Origin of the sequence: uncultured Prevotella sp. (assembly GCF_946407605.1) — a bacterium.
Lineage (GTDB): Bacteria > Bacteroidota > Bacteroidia > Bacteroidales > Bacteroidaceae > Prevotella.
In genome coordinates this window covers 42,954-59,580 of sequence record NZ_CAMJOS010000015.1, presented here as the reverse complement: position 1 = coordinate 59,580, position 16,627 = coordinate 42,954, and the positions used below count along the sequence as shown (strand labels likewise).

Annotated in this window: 11 protein-coding genes, 2 tRNA genes and 1 pseudogene; 6 read left to right on the top strand and 8 right to left on the bottom strand. The window is 52.0% G+C overall.

The features are described from left to right. Positions 1 to 52: 52 nt before the first annotated feature. The gene (gene glyA, locus Q0R57_RS08080; protein WP_294745789.1) at positions 53 to 1,333 is read right to left on the bottom strand and encodes a serine hydroxymethyltransferase; all 1,281 of its coding nucleotides are present in this window, start codon (positions 1,331 to 1,333) and stop codon (positions 53 to 55) included. Between the two features lie 194 nt (positions 1,334 to 1,527). On the opposite strand from glyA, the gene Q0R57_RS08075 reads away from it, so the two are divergent. Further along, the gene (locus tag Q0R57_RS08075) at positions 1,528 to 3,201 is read left to right on the top strand and encodes a family 43 glycosylhydrolase (protein WP_294745786.1); all 1,674 of its coding nucleotides are present in this window, start codon (positions 1,528 to 1,530) and stop codon (positions 3,199 to 3,201) included. Between the two features lie 218 nt (positions 3,202 to 3,419). Here the strand turns inward: Q0R57_RS08075 and Q0R57_RS08070 are convergent. From Q0R57_RS08070 to Q0R57_RS08050, 5 genes and pseudogenes are all read right to left on the bottom strand, one after another. Then, positions 3,420 to 5,503 (bottom strand): annotated as a pseudogene (locus Q0R57_RS08070) (alpha-amylase family glycosyl hydrolase). Positions 5,504 to 5,612: 109 nt separating this feature from the next. Beyond that, positions 5,613 to 6,500, bottom strand: coding sequence for an ACP S-malonyltransferase (fabD, locus tag Q0R57_RS08065; protein ID WP_294745783.1), 888 nt, complete (start codon positions 6,498 to 6,500; stop codon positions 5,613 to 5,615). Positions 6,501 to 6,702: 202 nt separating this feature from the next. Continuing rightward, positions 6,703 to 6,774, bottom strand: a tRNA-Cys gene (locus Q0R57_RS08060). An 81-nt stretch (positions 6,775 to 6,855) separates the two neighbouring features. After that, a complete protein-coding gene (locus Q0R57_RS08055) occupies positions 6,856 to 7,059 on the bottom strand; it encodes a hypothetical protein (protein WP_294745779.1) in 204 nt (67 codons plus the stop codon). A 10-nt stretch (positions 7,060 to 7,069) separates the two neighbouring features. Then, positions 7,070 to 8,032 (bottom strand): YegS/Rv2252/BmrU family lipid kinase, encoded by a 963-nt coding sequence (locus tag Q0R57_RS08050; protein ID WP_294745776.1) that lies wholly within the window; start codon positions 8,030 to 8,032, stop codon positions 7,070 to 7,072. A gap of 149 nt (positions 8,033 to 8,181) precedes the next feature. Between Q0R57_RS08050 and Q0R57_RS08045 the strand changes: the two genes are divergently transcribed. The 3 genes from Q0R57_RS08045 to Q0R57_RS08035 all read left to right on the top strand — a co-directional run bounded on the left by Q0R57_RS08045 (position 8,182) and on the right by Q0R57_RS08035 (position 12,113). Further along, on the top strand, positions 8,182 to 9,369 hold the full coding sequence (locus Q0R57_RS08045) for a pyridoxal phosphate-dependent aminotransferase family protein (RefSeq protein WP_294745773.1): 1,188 nt from the start codon (positions 8,182 to 8,184) through the stop codon (positions 9,367 to 9,369). Between the two features lie 54 nt (positions 9,370 to 9,423). Beyond that, a tRNA-Pro gene (locus Q0R57_RS08040) sits at positions 9,424 to 9,496 on the top strand. Positions 9,497 to 9,650: 154 nt separating this feature from the next. Next, positions 9,651 to 12,113 (top strand): two-component regulator propeller domain-containing protein, encoded by a 2,463-nt coding sequence (locus Q0R57_RS08035; RefSeq protein ID WP_294745769.1) that lies wholly within the window; start codon positions 9,651 to 9,653, stop codon positions 12,111 to 12,113. Between the two features lie 5 nt (positions 12,114 to 12,118). Here Q0R57_RS08035 and Q0R57_RS08030 read toward each other — a convergent pair whose 3' ends face one another. Beyond that, positions 12,119 to 13,360: a DUF5103 domain-containing protein gene (locus tag Q0R57_RS08030; RefSeq protein ID WP_294745766.1), complete on the bottom strand. Its 1,242-nt coding sequence runs from the start codon at positions 13,358 to 13,360 to the stop codon at positions 12,119 to 12,121. A gap of 101 nt (positions 13,361 to 13,461) precedes the next feature. Between Q0R57_RS08030 and queC the strand changes: the two genes are divergently transcribed. Continuing rightward, entirely contained in the window at positions 13,462 to 14,124 is a 663-nt protein-coding gene (gene queC, locus Q0R57_RS08025; RefSeq protein WP_294745763.1) for a 7-cyano-7-deazaguanine synthase QueC, read from the top strand. A gap of 52 nt (positions 14,125 to 14,176) precedes the next feature. Here queC and radA read toward each other — a convergent pair whose 3' ends face one another. Continuing rightward, on the bottom strand, positions 14,177 to 15,589 hold the full coding sequence (gene radA, locus Q0R57_RS08020; RefSeq protein WP_294745760.1) for a DNA repair protein RadA: 1,413 nt from the start codon (positions 15,587 to 15,589) through the stop codon (positions 14,177 to 14,179). Positions 15,590 to 15,693: 104 nt separating this feature from the next. Between radA and Q0R57_RS08015 the strand changes: the two genes are divergently transcribed. Next, on the top strand, positions 15,694 to 16,623 hold the full coding sequence (locus tag Q0R57_RS08015; RefSeq protein WP_294745757.1) for an ABC transporter substrate-binding protein: 930 nt from the start codon (positions 15,694 to 15,696) through the stop codon (positions 16,621 to 16,623). Positions 16,624 to 16,627 lie beyond the last annotated feature (4 nt).

Sequence of the window (16,627 nt, the reverse complement as noted above, 5' to 3'; positions counted from 1 at the left end):
TGGCGCTCCATACGGTTAGGAGCCACCAGTGCAGTATATTGTATTCAGATGCTTAATAAGCAAAGAGAGGGTATGCCTTCATCTTCTCGTTCACCTCGCCGCGCACCTTAGCGATGACCTGCTCGTTCTCAGGATCGTTCAGCACTTCCTCAATCCAGGCGGCAATCTGAACCATCAGGTCTTCCTTGGCACCACGTGTGGTGATGGCGGGAGTGCCCAGACGGATACCAGAGGTCTGGAAGGCGCTACGAGAGTCGAAGGGCACCATGTTCTTGTTCACGGTGATGTCAGCAGCAACGAGAGCGTTCTCGGCTACCTTACCAGTCAGCTCAGGATACTTTGAGCGCAGGTCAACCAGCATAGAGTGGTTGTCGGTACCACCGCTGACGATGGTGAAGCCACGCTTGATGAGCTCGTCGGCCAGCACGGCAGCATTCTTCTGCACCTGCTTAGCCCACTCCTTGAACTCAGGCTGCAGAGCCTCGCCGAAGGCCACAGCCTTGGCAGCGATGACGTGCTCCAGCGGACCGCCCTGCTGTCCGGGGAATACGGCGCTGTTCAGCAGCTGTGACATCATCTTCACCTGACCCTTTGGCGTCTTGTATCCCCAGGGGTTCTCGAAGTCCTTACCCATCAGGATGATACCGCCACGGGGACCGCGCAGGGTCTTGTGAGTGGTAGAGGTCACGATGTGAGCATATTTCACGGGGTTGTCCAAGAGACCTGCGGCAATCAGACCAGCGGGGTGGGCCATATCGATCATCAGCAGAGCGCCTACCTTGTCGGCAATCTCACGCATACGCTTGTAGTCCCACTCGCGGCTGTAGGCCGAGCCACCACCGATAATCAGCTTGGGCTTGTGCTCCAATGCCAGGCGCTCCATCTCGTCATAGTCCACACGACCCGTCTCCTTGTTCAGGTTGTAACCCACGGGCTTGTAGTAGATACCGCTGGTGTTGACCAGTGATCCATGAGAGAGGTGGCCACCGTGATCGAGGTTCATACCCATGAAGGTGTCGCCGGGCTTCAGTACTGCCAGCAGTACGGCAGCGTTGGCCTGTGCGCCAGAGTGTGGCTGCACGTTGGCATACTCGGCACCAAACAGCTTGCACACACGGTCGATGGCCAGCTGCTCTACCTCGTCAACTACCTGACAGCCGCCATAGTAGCGATGACCAGGATAACCCTCTGCATACTTGTTGGTGAGGTAGGATCCCATAGCCTCCATAACCTGGTCGCTGACGAAGTTCTCACTGGCAATCAGCTCAATGCCTTTCAACTGGCGCTGATGCTCTTTCTCGATCAACTCGAAAATGGTGTTGTCTCTTTTCATTTTTGTTCTCTTTATTGGTTGGAATAATGTATTGCGGGTATTTTTTACACTTTCACCTTAGCGGGTGCAAAGTTACTAATTCTTTTTTATTCCTCAAAGCGATTTAACTTAAAAGATGTCATATTATTGGGTTATATAGTTTTTTTTTGTTACTTTTGCAACGAAATTCTACAAGAGCATTAACACCTAAAAATATGAACATGAAACTAAGCAACATTGTAACTATGGCAACAGCAGTAGTTTGCGGCCTGACGATGGGAACGTCGTGTTCCAACAAACCCGTGGCTGAGCAAACGAAACTGACCACCGTTGGTAATCCTTACATGCCCCTTTGGGAACATATTCCTGATGGCGAGCCCTATGTGTTTGAAGACCCCGACAACCCTGGCAAGCAGCGCGTCTATGTCTATGGTTCGCACGACGACCTCATCGATGCCTATTGCGGACGCGACCAGGTGGTGTGGTCGGCACCAGTAGAAGACCTGAGCCAGTGGCGCTACGACGGCGTGATTCTGGTGGTCGACAAGAACCGCGATGGTGAGAAGTTCGACTCTGCTGGTACTGCCGATGTGCTCTATGCGCCTGACGTGACGCTGGTGACTGACAGCACTGGCAAGAAGACCTATTATCTCTTCCCCAACGACCAGACGGGCTATCGCAACGGACTCATTGCCAAGAGCGACCGTCCTGACGGACCTTTCGAGGTGTGCAACTGGAGTAAGGACAACCCCAACATGGTGGACGGCGTGCTGCAGTTTGACCCCGCTGTGTTTGTCGATGACGATGGCCGCGTCTATGGCTACTGGGGCTTTGAGCGCAGCTATGCTGCTGAGTTCGACCCCGCCACGATGGCTACGGTGAAGCCTGGCACGAAGATTGTGGAGGACATGATCTCTGGTCGCAACCAGGAGGGACAGTTCAAGTTCTTCGAGGCCTCCAGCATCCGTAAAATCAAGGATAAGTATGTGTTTATCTACAGCCGCTTTACTGAGGACGGTGAGTTCGGTCTGCCTACCAGCAACTACACGCTGGCCTACTGCTATGGCGACCATCCCTTAGGCCCTTGGACCTATGGTGGTACCATCATCGACGGACGAGGCCGCGAGCTGGACGAACAGGGACATGTCATCGCCTCTGCCGTGCCTGATGGCAACACCCACGGCTCTATCTGCGAGATCAACGGCAAGTGGTGGGTGTTCTATCATCGTCAGACAGGCACCAACGAGTATGCCCGTCAGGCTATGGTGGCTCCTATCACCGTCAACGTTGAAGAAGGCGAGGGTGGGCGAGTGCTGATCAGCGAGGGAGAATATACGTCTGAGGGCTTTGCCACCGATGGTCTTGACCCCCTGGAGCGCCACTCTGCTGGCATCGCCTGCTGGCTCACTGGTCCTAAGCCTGCCACCCACGAATGGCCCAACAACACGTTCTATGGCTCGTATGTGGCCGCTGGCTATGGTACCGACAGCAACTACGAGGCCCCCTATGACCTGAAGAACAACACCAACGATGTGGTGAACAATACCGATGGCTCTATCGTGGGCTATAAGTACTTCAACTTCACCGATTTGGCTTCTGGCACTCCTCTGTTCAAGGGCAAGGAGGCCAAACTGCTGCTGAACCTCACGCCGCTGGGCGTTGACGGCACCATCGAGATATGGGCCGATCGCCCCTGGGCTTCTCAGCAAGGTATGTTGCTGGGTAAGATCGAGCTGAAGGCTGGCATGAGGCAGGAGCCAACGGAGTTGAATGCCGTGCTGCCCGACCTTGCCAAGTTGGAGTATAAGCACGCCATCTTCTTCAAGTTCAAGTCGTCGACGAAAGAAAAGTCACTCTGCACACTCCATGATTTCGTTTTCACGAGGTGAAAGGTGAAAGGTGAAAGGTGAAAGGTGAAAGGTGAAGGCTGCGAGTAAGCGAGAGCAAAGCCCGCTCGGTTATACCGCTTGCTACCGAAGGGACGCAAGAAATTGTTTGAGCTATGCCGAGCGTGAGCAGACTAGACCGAAGGTCAAAGGTGAAGGGAGGATAGACTGGAGGTCAAAAAGAAAAGAGGCTGTGTTGATTGACACAGCCTCTTGTTTTCTTATACAATTTTGAAACGCACTCGGAACGACTTCTCTATCTCGTCCCAGTTGGTGCCCAGCATCTCGAAACGCCCTATCTGACTAGTGCTTCGCACATGTTTGCCAATACAGGGACAGACGTCGTAGTCGCCAATGCGCACCAGGCGGATGGTCTCGCTGGCATCGTCAGGCAGACGGTCCAGCATCACGCCCTCGGGGATGTTTTCGCGGGTGACGAACTCGAACGTCACGGGCAGGTCCTCCTCTATCAGCTCGTTCATCCTACGCTCTATCTCCTTCTCCTCCTGTCGTGTGGGCTTGTGGTCCAGGTGGAAACTCATCTTGCTCTTCTTCCTTTCCACATGGGCATTATAGCTACGTCCGCATCCAAACAGCCGAATCATCGTCTGGTTCAGCAGATGCTCTGCCGTATGGGCAGGCGGAAACTCCTCTTTGTTATGCTCGTTCAGAATCATATCTATCCTCCCTTCACCTTAAATACGACTGCCCCACGGGCAGGAAGTGCTACCTGAATAGCCTGATCTCGCATCAGCACCAGTTTGCGGGCTGTGCCAGTCATCAGGTCCACAGCATCGTAGGCTTTCTCCATCATCTCCAGGTAGTTGAAGGCATGATCGGGAATGGTCAGCTGCATGGTCAGCGGCGCATCGTCGAAGTTGGCCACCACCAGCAGGATGTCCTTGCCAGCCTTGCGCAGGAAGGCATACTGACGGTAGTACTGCTTGTTGGCGTACATCACGTCGAACATCTGACCCTCGGCCACGGCTTTCTCCGTACGTGCTATGCCCAACACCTTATTATATATAAGGGTGAGGGGGTCGAAATGCTTCTCAAACGACCAGTAGTCGAAGATGGTGGTACGTCCGTCGCATCCGCTGAATCCCTCCTTGTCCATGCCGCGCTCGCCCCATTCCTGTCCTGCATAGACCATAAACGGGTTCTTCTGCATCAGGGCGTTCACCACCAGTGCAGGCACGCCTTTCTCGCCGTTGCCAGCAAAGAAGTCGCTGGCAATGCGCTGCTCGTCGTGGTTCTCCAGGAAGTAGAGCATGTGGTCGCGAATATCGTCCGTCTGCTGCCAGGCCCACGTGATGGCGTCGGTGTTGCGACGATGGCAGACGACGTCACGCATGGCGTCGTACATACCCACCTTGTCGTACAGGTAGTCGAAGCCCGAGGCGATATAGCGGCGATACTCGTTGGGGTTATACACCTCGCCAATGAAGCGGATGTCAGGATACTGCTGGCGCACCTTGGCTGTGGCCCATGCCCAGAACTCGGCAGGCACCATCTCGGCCATGTCGCAGCGGAAGGCATCCACGCCCTTGCCAGCCCAGAACAGCAGGATGTCGAGCATCTTATGCCATGTAGAGCATTGCTCGGTGAGCATCGACCACGTGCCGTTGTAGTCCTTGCCGTAGTTCAACTTCACCGTCTCGTACCAGTCGTTCATGCCAGGGGCGTTGTGGAAACAGTCGTTACCCGTGGCCTTGGCAGGAATCTCCGTGTAGGGCTCCTTCTCACCGTGGTAGAGGTCGAAGTAGGGGCTGAACTGCTCGCCAGGACAGTAGTAGAAGTTATTCTTCTTAGGGTCGAATCCCACGTTGGTATCGTCGTCCTCGCCCAGGTCCTTCACGCCTGCGGGCTTGCAGATACTCTTATACTGGCGTGCCACGTGGTTGGGCACGAAGTCGATAATCACCTTCAAGCCAGCCTTGTGCGTACGGCTCACCAGCTTCTCGAACTCCTCCATTCGCTTCGTCACATCGACGGCCAGGTCGGGGTCAATGTCGTAATAGTCGGTAATGGCGTAAGGCGAGCCAGCCCTTCCCTTCACCACGGCGGGGTGCTGACGGGGAATGCCATACTTGCTGTAGTCCGTCATCGTAGCGTGACGAATCACACCTGTGTACCACACATGACTGACGCCCATATCCCTGATCTGCTTCAGCACCGTAGGCGTGAAGTCGTTCAGTTTGCCGCAGCCGTTCTCTTCGATGGTTCCAAAAGGTTTACGCGTCTGACAGCGGTTGCCATACAGACGCGTAAAGATTTGGTAGATAATAATTTTCGAACCTTTCATTATATTTTAACTTTCACTTTTGGTTATCATAGGGGCAAGCCCCTACGCTAGGTTATTTGACCCCTTCGGGGTCCCTTCACCTTTCACCTTTCACCTTTCACCTTTCACCTTATTCAATTCCGTGAGCACTCACTTCCTTGTTGATCTTGGCAATCATGCCCTGCAGAGCCTTACCAGGACCACACTCTGTGAAGTCGTCGGCACCGTCGGCAATCATGTTCTGCACACACTGAGTCCAGCGTACTGAAGAGGTCAGCTGAGCGATGAGGTTCTGCTTGATCTCAGCAGGCTCGGTGTGAGGCTTTCCGTCCACGTTCTGGTAAACGGGGCACTTAGGCGTCTTGAACTCAGTCTTCTCGATGGCGGCCTGCAGCTCGTCCTTGGCAGGCTGCATCAGGGGGCTGTGGAAGGCACCACCCACCTTTAGGGGCAGGGCACGCTTGGCACCAGCAGCCTTCAGCTGCTCGCAGGCCTCGTTGATAGCATCCACATTACCCGAGATAACCAGCTGTCCGGGGTTGTTATAGTTAGCGCAAACCACCACGTTACCCTCGCGGTTGATGCCAGCGCAGATCTCCTCCACCTGAGCATCGGGCAAACCAATGATGGCAGCCATTGTCGAGGGAGCAGCCTCGCAAGCCTTCTGCATGGCCGTAGCACGTGCATAGACCAGACGCAGACCATCCTCAAAGCTCAGGGCGCCGGCAGCTACCAATGCTGAGAACTCACCCAGCGAGTGTCCGGCAGTCATCTTTGGGTCGAAGGCGTCGCCCATGCAGATAGCGCTGATCACGCTGTGCAGGAATACGGCGGGCTGGGTGACCTTGGTCTGCTTCAGGTCGTCGTCCGTGCCCTCGAACATAATATCAGTGATTCTGTAGCCCAGAATCTCGTTAGCTTTCTCAAAAAGTTCCTTTGCTGTTGCGTTGTTGTCGTAGAGGTCCTTGCCCATTCCTACGAACTGTGCTCCCTGTCCAGGGAATACAAATGCTTTCATTTCTTTCTACTTAATTTGTTGATGAATAAATGTTTGCGGGTGCAAAGGTAGGCATTTTTCCGCTAACTACCAAAGATTATCTTAAATTAAAAAACTATCTTATGAAAATAATTGAAACAAATTGCGCAGCATTTCTTAACTTCCTGGGAAAAAGAAAAATCCTGAAACCCTTTGTTTATCGAGGTTTCAGGACTTTGCTCTGAGGTGCCTGGCGGATTCGAACCGCCGTAGACGGTTTTGCAGACCGTTGACTAAGCCACTCATCCAAGGCACCGATTCTGACTGTTGGTCAACGCACCATTTCGGTTTTTGCGGGTGCAAAGGTACTACTAAATTTTGATATTGCCAAATAATTTTACGAATTTTTGCTGCAGCAGCATCCTTTTTTCTGTTTTTGGCACATCCTGTCCTTTAATTCGCAACCCTCGCAGCCAGCACAGGGGTCGGCAGGAGTCGTGAGGTTGCGGTAGAGACGCCAGCCAACGTAGGCGGCGCACAGCACAAGGATGGTAATGACGAGGGCTAACTGCATAGTAACGGCAACGAATAGAGGGTACACCTTATTTATATTATACGATGATCTTGTCCATGAGACTGCTGATGGCGTTGACCATGCGGTTGGGGCGTGCCTCGTCCTCTACGGCATCGGGGTTGATGATGCACTTCAGACCAAGGTGCTCCATGTGGACGTCGATGTCGGTGCCCATCCTGATGGGGTCGCCGTCGAAGTGAACGGCACCCTCGCGCTCACGATGAATGTGGATGCTACGCGCCTGGAAGGTCTTGATGTGGGAGTTGTTGCCCAGCGTCTTAGCAAAGAGGTCGACAGCGAGGGTAGGGGCCTCGATGACGTTGAAGGGCTCCATGACGATGACATCCATCACACCATCCTGCATCGAAGCGCCAGGAGCGATGTAGGCGTTGTTGCCATACTGCGCAGCGTTGGCACAGGCAATGAGGAAGGCTTTGTACTGGTGGGTGCCCGATTCATCCTCAACGGTGTAGGTGTCGGGCTTATAGGTGAGTCCTTCCTTGAGCACATTTTCGACATAGGTGGTGAGGCCGCGCTTGCCTGCCTCAGCAAACTTCAGCGATACAAAGGCGTCGAAGCCCATGCCGCAGGTGCAGAAGAACGGCTGGTCGTTGATGACACCGAAGTCGAAATGGTCGGTCTGTCCCAGATTGATGATGTCGAGGGCTTTCTTCATGTTCATGGGCAGACAGAGATGACGCGCCAGGCCGTTGCCAGAGCCGCAGGGCACGATGCCAAGGGCGGTTTCGCTATGAACCAGCGAGCGAGCCACCTCGTTGACGGTGCCGTCGCCACCTACTGCGACGCAGATGTCGATGCCGTCAGCAACGCATTGCTTGGCAATCTCTGCAGCATGACCCGCATACTCCGTTTGAACGATGCGGCTGCTGAATCGACTGAGGTCGATGCACTGGTCGATGAGTTGGGGCAGTTGTGCCTTCGACTTGGTTCCCGAGATGGGGTTGACAATGAAAACTATCGTCTTTTTTTCGTTTTGCATAGTGCAAATGTACGACATTTATAGCAAAAAACAGCCTGTAGGTCAGGAAAAAATACAAAAAAAGAACATTTATTAAAAAAAATGTGCACGTTTTACGGAATTTTGTGTAACTTTGCAGCCTGAAATTAGAGAAACCTATAAAAACAAATATGGGACAACTACAAGAAAGATACAAATCGTATCGTTTACCCCAGGAATTTATGGCAAAAGGGGTATATCCTTATTTCCGTGCCATTACTGGCAAACAGGGCACTGAAGTAGAGATGGGAGGCCATAAAGTGTTGATGTTCGGTTCTAACGCCTATACGGGCCTTACCGGTGATCAGCGCATTATAGACAAAGCTAAGGCAGCACTTGATAAGTATGGTTCCGGTTGCGCTGGTAGCCGTTTTCTGAATGGTACACTCGACCTCCACGTACAGTTGGAGAAAGAGATTGCCAAGTTCATCGGCAAAGACGATTGTCTGTGTCTGTCAACAGGTTTTAGCGTAAACCAGGGTGTCATCCCCTCACTGCTGAGCAAGGATGACTACGTGATTTGTGATGACCGTGACCACGCCAGTATCGTGGACGGACGCCGTTTGGCTTTTGCCAAGCAGCTGCACTACAAGCACAACGACATGGAAGATCTGGAGCGCGTGCTGCAGAAGCTGCCTCAGGAGGCTATCAAGCTGATTGTGGTTGACGGTGTGTTCTCTATGGAGGGCGACCTGGCCAAGCTGCCTGAGATTATTGAGCTGAAGCATAAGTACAACTGCTCGGTGATGGTTGACGAAGCCCACGGCATTGGTGTGTTCGGCAAGCAGGGACGCGGTGTTTGCGACCATTTCGGACTGACTGACGAGGTTGACCTGATTATGGGTACCTTCTCGAAGTCGCTGGCCAGCATCGGCGGTTTCATCGCTGCTGACAAGGACACCATCAACTGGCTGCGTCACACCTGTCGCACCTATATCTTCTCGGCATCGAACACGCCTGCAGCTACTGCTGCCGCTATGGAGGCCCTGCACATTCTGCAGGAGGAGCCCGAGCGCATTGAGAAACTGTGGAAAGTAACGCGCTACGCACTGAAGCGCTTCCGCGAAGAGGGCTTCGAGATTGGTGAGACCGAGAGTCCTATCATTCCCCTGTATGTGCGCGATGTGGATAAGACCTTCCTGGTAACAGCGCTGGCCTTCAATGCTGGTGTGTTTATCAATCCGGTTATTCCTCCCGCATGTGCTCCTCAGGACACACTGGTACGCTACGCCCTCATGGCTACTCACACCGAGGAGCAGGTAGAGCGTTCGGTTGGCATCCTGAAGAAAATCTTTGTTGAGCAAGGAATTATCAAATAATTGCGAAATAATTTGTGTGGGTGCAAAAAAATTACTACCTTTGCACCCGCAAAACGAGGTGTAGCGCAGTTGGTAGCGTTCCTGGTTTGGGACCAGGCTGTCGCAGGTTCGAGTCCTGTCACCTCGACAAAGCATGAAAATAGGGTCATCTCAGACATGAGATGGCTCTTTTTTTGCTATTATTGCACATTTTTCTTGCTAATTATTTGCTGAAAGTATTTTTTTTACTATCTTTGTAGCGTGTAAATCACCATTTATGGCGAATGAATTTCCATAAAACTATGGGTAGAATACTTAAAACAAACATATTACTCCTACTGCTACTACTGGCCTGCCTCCATGCTAACGGTATGGAAGAGAGGACGTATAGGGTGATTAACGCCGTCAACGGACTGTCTGACAATAGCGCTCAGCAGGTGGTTTGTACCCGTTCGGGACGTATGGTGATTTCTACGCTGGGCAACCTGAATTTCTACGATGGTATCAACTTCTCGCATATCGGCACCCGTGAGGAATATCAGTATCAGTTGCCTGCATATAGCGGAAACTATCATCTGTATTTCGACCGTCATCATCATCTCTGGCTGAAAAACACCTACATGGTGACCTGCGTTGACATGTTTCAGGAACAGTTTGTGCAGAATGTGGACAGCGTGGTGAAGAGCATGGGGTGCGACGAGCACATGCAGGATGTCTTTGTTGACTCTCAAGGCAATATCTGGATGCTCGTCTCGAAAGGCCTATATAATGTGGAAAGCAAGATGACCTATGAGGTGCTGAGTGGACGAAACCTCCAGGATCTAGATGTGAAGGATAGTGTCCTGCTGACTTTCTACGATAACGGAGAAGTGGTGGGCCAGGATATCACGACGGGTAAAACGGTACATCGCACGCAGGCCTATGACAGCAATGCTGCCAAGAAATATACCAACTCGTCAGTGATTCTTCCCTATGGCGACGGTTTGTTCCAGGTGAGAAACGGACAGAAGGAATCTATCATGATGTGGTTTGATGCACGAAAGCATAGCTGGACCACCGTGTCAGAGTTCACATACCATATTAATAACTTGGCTCTCCATGAGGACAAGATTTATATGGCCTCGGAGTATGGCTTCTGGGTGTACGACATCAAGAGCAAGGAGTTGGAGTGGGTGAAAGAGCTCACAATGGCCGATGGCACGAAAGTGGAGACGGACTGTAACATGATTGCCTTTGACCAACAGGGCGGCATCTGGATTGGTACTGAGAATAGAGGTGTGCTCTATGGACGTCCCACGAAACCTGCCTTCAAATGTTATCCCTGGACGAACCCGCAGTCGTTGGTCTATGACGACATGATGGCAGACATCACGCAGAACATCACAGAATTTCAGGGTCAGCGTGCCAACTGCCAGTATCGCGACAGTCGCGGATGGATGTGGATTGGCACGATGACGGGCCTCTATCTGTTTAAGAAAGCCAAGGAGAAGCCTGTGGTATTTGCAAAGAGTAACGGCCTGTTTAACAACGTGATACACTCCGTCATTGAAGACCGTAATCACCAGATCTGGGTGGCCACATCGAACGGCATTTCGTGCATCCTCTTCGATGCAGACAACGAGGTGCTCTTTGTGAACAGCTTCAACCAGAATGACGGTGTGCCAGCAGAGTCGTTTGACAACTGTAAGGCGATGATGCTGAACAATGGCCACATCATCATGAAAGCCATTGACCACGTGATAGAGTTCAATCCCGAGGACCTTTACGAGATAAGCACACCGCATAAGTCGAAGCTATTCCCCAAAATGGCTCGTCTGCTGGTAAACGGCAACTATGCAGAACCTAATGTGCCGATGGACGATAACGTGATTATAGACCGCGCCATCTCGCAGGTAAGGGATATCAGCCTGAACAGCGACCAGACCACCGTGTCAATCACCTTCTCTGCGCTGAACTACTACAGGCCACTGCAGACTTACTACAGAGTGAGAATCAAAGGTCTGCCCGACTATGAGGAGTGGCAGGAGTACTCGTTCTTCTCTACTGTGGGAAAGGTGGACCGTCAGGGCTTGCTGCATTTCCCCATTCTGGGTCTGAAGCCTGGCGACTATACGCTGGAGATTCAGGCGTCGTTGTATCCTGACCAGTGGGATGGTACGCCCTTTGAGTGGTATATCCACGTAAACGAACCTTGGTGGCGCACCACGGGTATGTACTGGGCTGTTGGCATCATCCTGATGATGATGGCGTCAGTCAATCTGGGCTTCTATCTGCGCAACGACCGTCTGCGCCTGCGTAGAAACCATCAGGAGGGTGATATCATCCGCAAGATTCGTCAGTTCGTACAGCGTTGTGAGTCCTGTCTTACGAAGCCGTTATCGCCTGCTATTGAGGACTTCCATCAGGTGTCAGAGGAGAACAATATGAAATTGAGCCGCGAGTTTGTCGACACCATGTTGAAGGTGGCTCCTTATGTTCGTAATCACATGCGTGGCGAGTTGACCATGAGTCAGCTGAGCAGCGTGGCCAACATGGATGTGGTGAAGTTCTACGGCATCGTGATGGCAGATATCTACAAGAGTCCTCGTGACCTGGTGCTGACCTACAGATTGCAGCAGGGTGCCCAGATGTTGCAGAATACGGATAAGAACGTGGAGACGATAGCCAACGAATGCGGCTTCCACACACCCAACTATTTCATGGGTACTTTCTTCCACAAGTATAAGATGACCCCGCAGGAGTATAGGGAGAAAGAAAAGAAATAATATCTTCAGGGTTTGAATATCACATCCTCGAAGCCTGTCAGTCGCCAGGCTCGGTCGGTGGTGCCTTTATAGTAAATAAAGGTCTGATAGCGGTTTTCTGTCTGATAGAACGACCCCTCATCGGGTAGTGGATGGGTGGTGCCATCAAGATCGGTCATCAGCAATTGATAGTTGTAGTATCCTAACTTCTGAAGAATGGTAAGCGTATAGGCCTCGTCAAGCTCGTCGTAGGTCATGCGGTAGGTGTCGGCCGACTCTGTGGTCCATTGTCCGTTGACTGTGACGTGGGCATAGTCGTAATAGCGGATGGGCTGAAGGCGGTAGTGCACATAGACATAGTCTGACGTACGTTCAGCCTCGTAGTTATCGCTGTTGCGCAGCAGGAAGGCACCATCGGCATCCTGGTCGTAGAGGTAGTTAGGCCGAGGTTCACAAGGCATAGGCCAAGCGTGCCAGGTGCGAGTGGCCTCGTCCCATCGCACAGAGGCCAGTCCCAAAGTGGTGTGAGTAGGGTCTAATAGCTCGAACTTATGATACTCGTTGCCAGCATCGAATATCATCTGTCGGCAATGAACCCATTGCAGGTTCTGGGGCGTTCGTCCCGTTGGCGGTATGTTCACCTTCATATTGTCCTCGCGTCCGTTCTGCATGACGAAGGTCTGAATCTGGTCATCGGGACGGGTCACGGTGATGCCATTGAACGAGACCTTCATCGAAACCTGTTGGTGACTGTCGTTGATGTCGATATCGGTATTGGCGCTGACATCCATGCTGACGCTCATCAGCGGCTCCACCACTCTGATTTCCACAATGGCAGCATCTTCCTGTGTGTCGTCGTCGATGATATGGAGGCGATAGTTGCCGCTCTTGCGAACATTGGTCTGACGGTTAGGGAAGCTGAAAGTGTAGTGGGTATAGAGCATCGTGGTGTTGAGCGAGTTCTCGTAGTCCTCGATGGGCAGGTCGTTGATACCCTCCAGCCATTCGCTCTCGAAGAGGTCGTCGTTGGGAGTCCAGTCGGGGTTGCAGGGTTCCAGATGACAAGTAAAGCGATGATAGTCGTGCGACAGCTCATCGAAACTGATATGCAGGCGGTCGGCACTTCTCAGTTTAATGACGGGCAACGCCTCAAAGTCATCGTTGGCAATGACCTGCAGGCTCTTGATGTTGGGCATCTTGATACTGTGCCACGCCATCATCGACAGCGGCATCAGCAGCAACACAATCAGTAGACTCTTGGTGTTCATGGGTGCAAAAATACGAAATAAATACGAATAACGAATGATGTATTACGTTTTTTTTAGTTCTTTCTTTTGCATTTCACTCGTTTATTCGTAACTTTGCACCCATGGAAGCAAAAAAAGACACAATACTTATTTTGAGTGGCGGTATGGACAGCGTCACGCTGCTCTATGACTATCAGGACCGCATTGCGTTGGCCATATCGTTTGATTATGGCTCAAACCATAATGCACGTGAGATACCTTTTGCCCGTCTGCATTGCGAACGGCTGGGCATTGAGCATATTGTCATCCCTTTGCAGTTTATGGCGCAGTACTTCAACAGCTCGCTGCTGCAGGGCGCTGAGGCTATTCCAGAGGGTCACTATGCCGACGAGAACATGAAGTCGACGGTGGTGCCCTTCCGTAATGGCATTATGCTGAGTGTGGCGGTGGGAATGGCAGAGAGTAGGGAGCTGCAGTACGTGATGATGGCTAATCACGGTGGCGACCACACCATCTATCCTGATTGCCGTCCTGAGTTTGTTGAGGCTTTCGACGCAGCAGCTCATGCTGGCACGTATAACGGCGTAAGACTGGTGTCGCCCTATACCAATATCACCAAAGGACAGATAGCCGCTCGTGGTCGCGAGCTGGGCATCAACTATGCTGAGACATGGTCGTGCTATAAGGGTGGCGAGAAGCATTGCGGCAAATGCGGTACCTGCGTAGAACGCAAGGAGGCATTGGCCGAAGCAGGTATCGTTGATCCGACGGATTACGAGGAATAATAGTGGAAAGAGGAAAGTGGAAAGAGGAAAGTGGAAAGAGGAAAGTGGGCTTTTAGCCGAATAATGCTCTTAAGGCTTCCTCCACCTTTCTAACTGGATGTATTTCGATGCTGAACTTCTTGGTGTTCAGTCCTTGAAGGTTGTATTTTGGAATGATGATATGCTGAAAGCCTAATTTCTCGGCTTCGGCGATACGCTGTTCTATGCGGTTCACAGGGCGTACCTCACCGCTGAGACCCACCTCGCCAGCCATGCACCAGCCACTTTCTATAGGCGTATCGACATTGGACGACAGCACCGCTGCAATGACGCTGAGGTCGATGGCCAAGTCGGTGACTCGCAGACCACCAGCAATATTGACGAACACGTCTTTCTGCATCAGTTTGAATCCTACACGTTTTTCCAACACAGCCAACAACATGTTCAGACGACGCTGGTCGAAACCTGTGGCCGAGCGCTGAGGGGTGCCGTAGGCGGCTGTAGATACCAATGCCTGTGTCTCAACCAAGAAAGGTCGTACACCTTCGATGGCACTTGAGATGGCCACTCCTGAGAGTCCTTCATGGTCTTGCGTGAGTAACAACTCGGATGGGTTCGATACTTGTCTGAGTCCAGTGTTCTGCATTTCGTAAATGCCTAATTCACTGGTGCTTCCGAATCGATTCTTAATGCTTCGCAAGATGCGATACAGATGGTGCTGGTCGCCCTCGAACTGAATCACCGTATCGACGATATGTTCCAGAATCTTAGGTCCTGCCAGGGTGCCTTCCTTGGTGATATGACCAATCAGGATGACGGGCACTCCACTGGTCTTAGCAAAACGGAGTAGGGACGAGGCACACTCGCGTACCTGAGCTATGGAGCCTGCTGACGACTCCACATCCTCGGTAGAGATGGTCTGAATGGAGTCGATGACCACCAACTCGGGTTTCTCCTCACGAATCTGCTCGTAGATTTGCTCCAGCGAGTTCTCGCAGAGGATGAGCAGATTGTCGAAGTCAGAGCCGGATAATCCAGAAGTCTTGGTTCCAGAGAGCAGACGCTCGGCACGCATCTTAAGCTGATGGGCACTTTCCTCCCCGCTAATATAAAGAATACGCTTGTCAGGCAGGTTGAGCATCGTCTGTAGCGTCAATGTGGATTTTCCAATACCTGGTTCGCCGCCCAGCAGGATAATGCTTCCTGGCACCAAGCCGCCACCCAGCACGCGGTTCAGCTCGGCATCGTTCATGTCGATACGAACCTCGTCCTTGCTGCTGATGTCGCGCAAACGCATAGTGCGGTTGGTACGAAGCGCCATGCCCGTCTTGGCAGCTGCCGATGTAGCTGTCTGTCGTGCGTTGTCGCCAGCAATCTTAATCTCCTTGAAAGTGTTCCACTGTCCACAAGCCGGACATTTGCCAATCCATTTGGGTGACTCCTGTCCGCAGTTCTCGCAGACATATGCTGTTTTGTCTTTTGCCATCGTGACGTGTTTTATGGCACAAAATTACGAATAATTTTCGTTGTTACAAAACTTTTTCGTAATTTTGCAATCTCAATACGGTTATTTTAACAGACAACATAAAAATGAGGAAAATCTACTATATACTCTCGATAACGCTGTTGGCATGTTTGCTGAACGCCTGTGGCGGTGATGATGACAGCGCAGCGAATAACAATGATTTCTATGCGCAATGGTCTGCCGACACGGCGCTGGTGAAAATGGCGGTGATGCCTACGTTGGACTGTCTGCCTATCTATGTGGCAGCCGATCATGGTATGTTCGAACGTCATGGAGCTAGCGTGAGCCTTTATACTTATGACGCACAGATGGACTGCGACACCGCCTTCAAGGGCGGTTGGGTAGGGGCGATGGCTACCGACTTGGTGCGTGCAGAACGACTGAAGGAGCAGGGTATGAATCTTGATTATCTGACGGCTACCGACTTGAACTGGCAGCTGCTCTCTTCTCGCTCCTCACGTGTGAAACGTCTCTCGCAGATGGAAGATAAAATGGTGGCTATGACCCGTTATTCGGCAACGGCGATGCTGGCAGACGAGTTGGTTGACACCTCTGGTGTTGTCAATGAACATGTGTTTCGCATTCAGGTGAACAGCATCTTCGTGCGTCTCAGCATGCTGGAGACCCAGGTGATGGACCTCTTGCTGTTGCCAGAACCTCAGGCTACGGTGGCACGTAATATGGAGTCGCCAGTGCTTTACGACACCCGTTGGAACAATGTGTCGATGGGTGTGGTTGTGATGAACGATACCACCATTGCCGACGCTACGTTGCGTAAAAGTCAGCGCGAGGCGTTCCTCAATGCCTATAACGAGGCCTGTGACTCATTGAACGAGTTGGGGCTGAAGCGTTATCGCGACATCATTATGAAGCGCTGCAGAGTGACACCTGCCGTTGTTGACTCCCTGCCTTCGGATATTCAATTCACTCCAGCGCATCAGCCTTTCCAGCAGGATGTGGACAGGGCTGTGAAATGGCTGAACATGCAATACTGATAGT

Coding starts and splice junctions, on each gene's coding strand:
- queC (WP_294745763.1), top strand. CDS start 13,462: ATGGAAGCAAAAAAAGACACAATACTTATTTTGAGTGGCGGTATGGAC.
- Q0R57_RS08050 (WP_294745776.1), bottom strand. CDS start 8,032: ATGCAAAACGAAAAAAAGACGATAGTTTTCATTGTCAACCCCATCTCG.
- Q0R57_RS08015 (WP_294745757.1), top strand. CDS start 15,694: ATGAGGAAAATCTACTATATACTCTCGATAACGCTGTTGGCATGTTTG.
- glyA (WP_294745789.1), bottom strand. CDS start 1,333: ATGAAAAGAGACAACACCATTTTCGAGTTGATCGAGAAAGAGCATCAG.
- Q0R57_RS08035 (WP_294745769.1), top strand. CDS start 9,651: ATGGGTAGAATACTTAAAACAAACATATTACTCCTACTGCTACTACTG.
- radA (WP_294745760.1), bottom strand. CDS start 15,589: ATGGCAAAAGACAAAACAGCATATGTCTGCGAGAACTGCGGACAGGAG.
- fabD (WP_294745783.1), bottom strand. CDS start 6,500: ATGAAAGCATTTGTATTCCCTGGACAGGGAGCACAGTTCGTAGGAATG.
- Q0R57_RS08075 (WP_294745786.1), top strand. CDS start 1,528: ATGAACATGAAACTAAGCAACATTGTAACTATGGCAACAGCAGTAGTT.
- Q0R57_RS08045 (WP_294745773.1), top strand. CDS start 8,182: ATGGGACAACTACAAGAAAGATACAAATCGTATCGTTTACCCCAGGAA.
- Q0R57_RS08030 (WP_294745766.1), bottom strand. CDS start 13,360: ATGAACACCAAGAGTCTACTGATTGTGTTGCTGCTGATGCCGCTGTCG.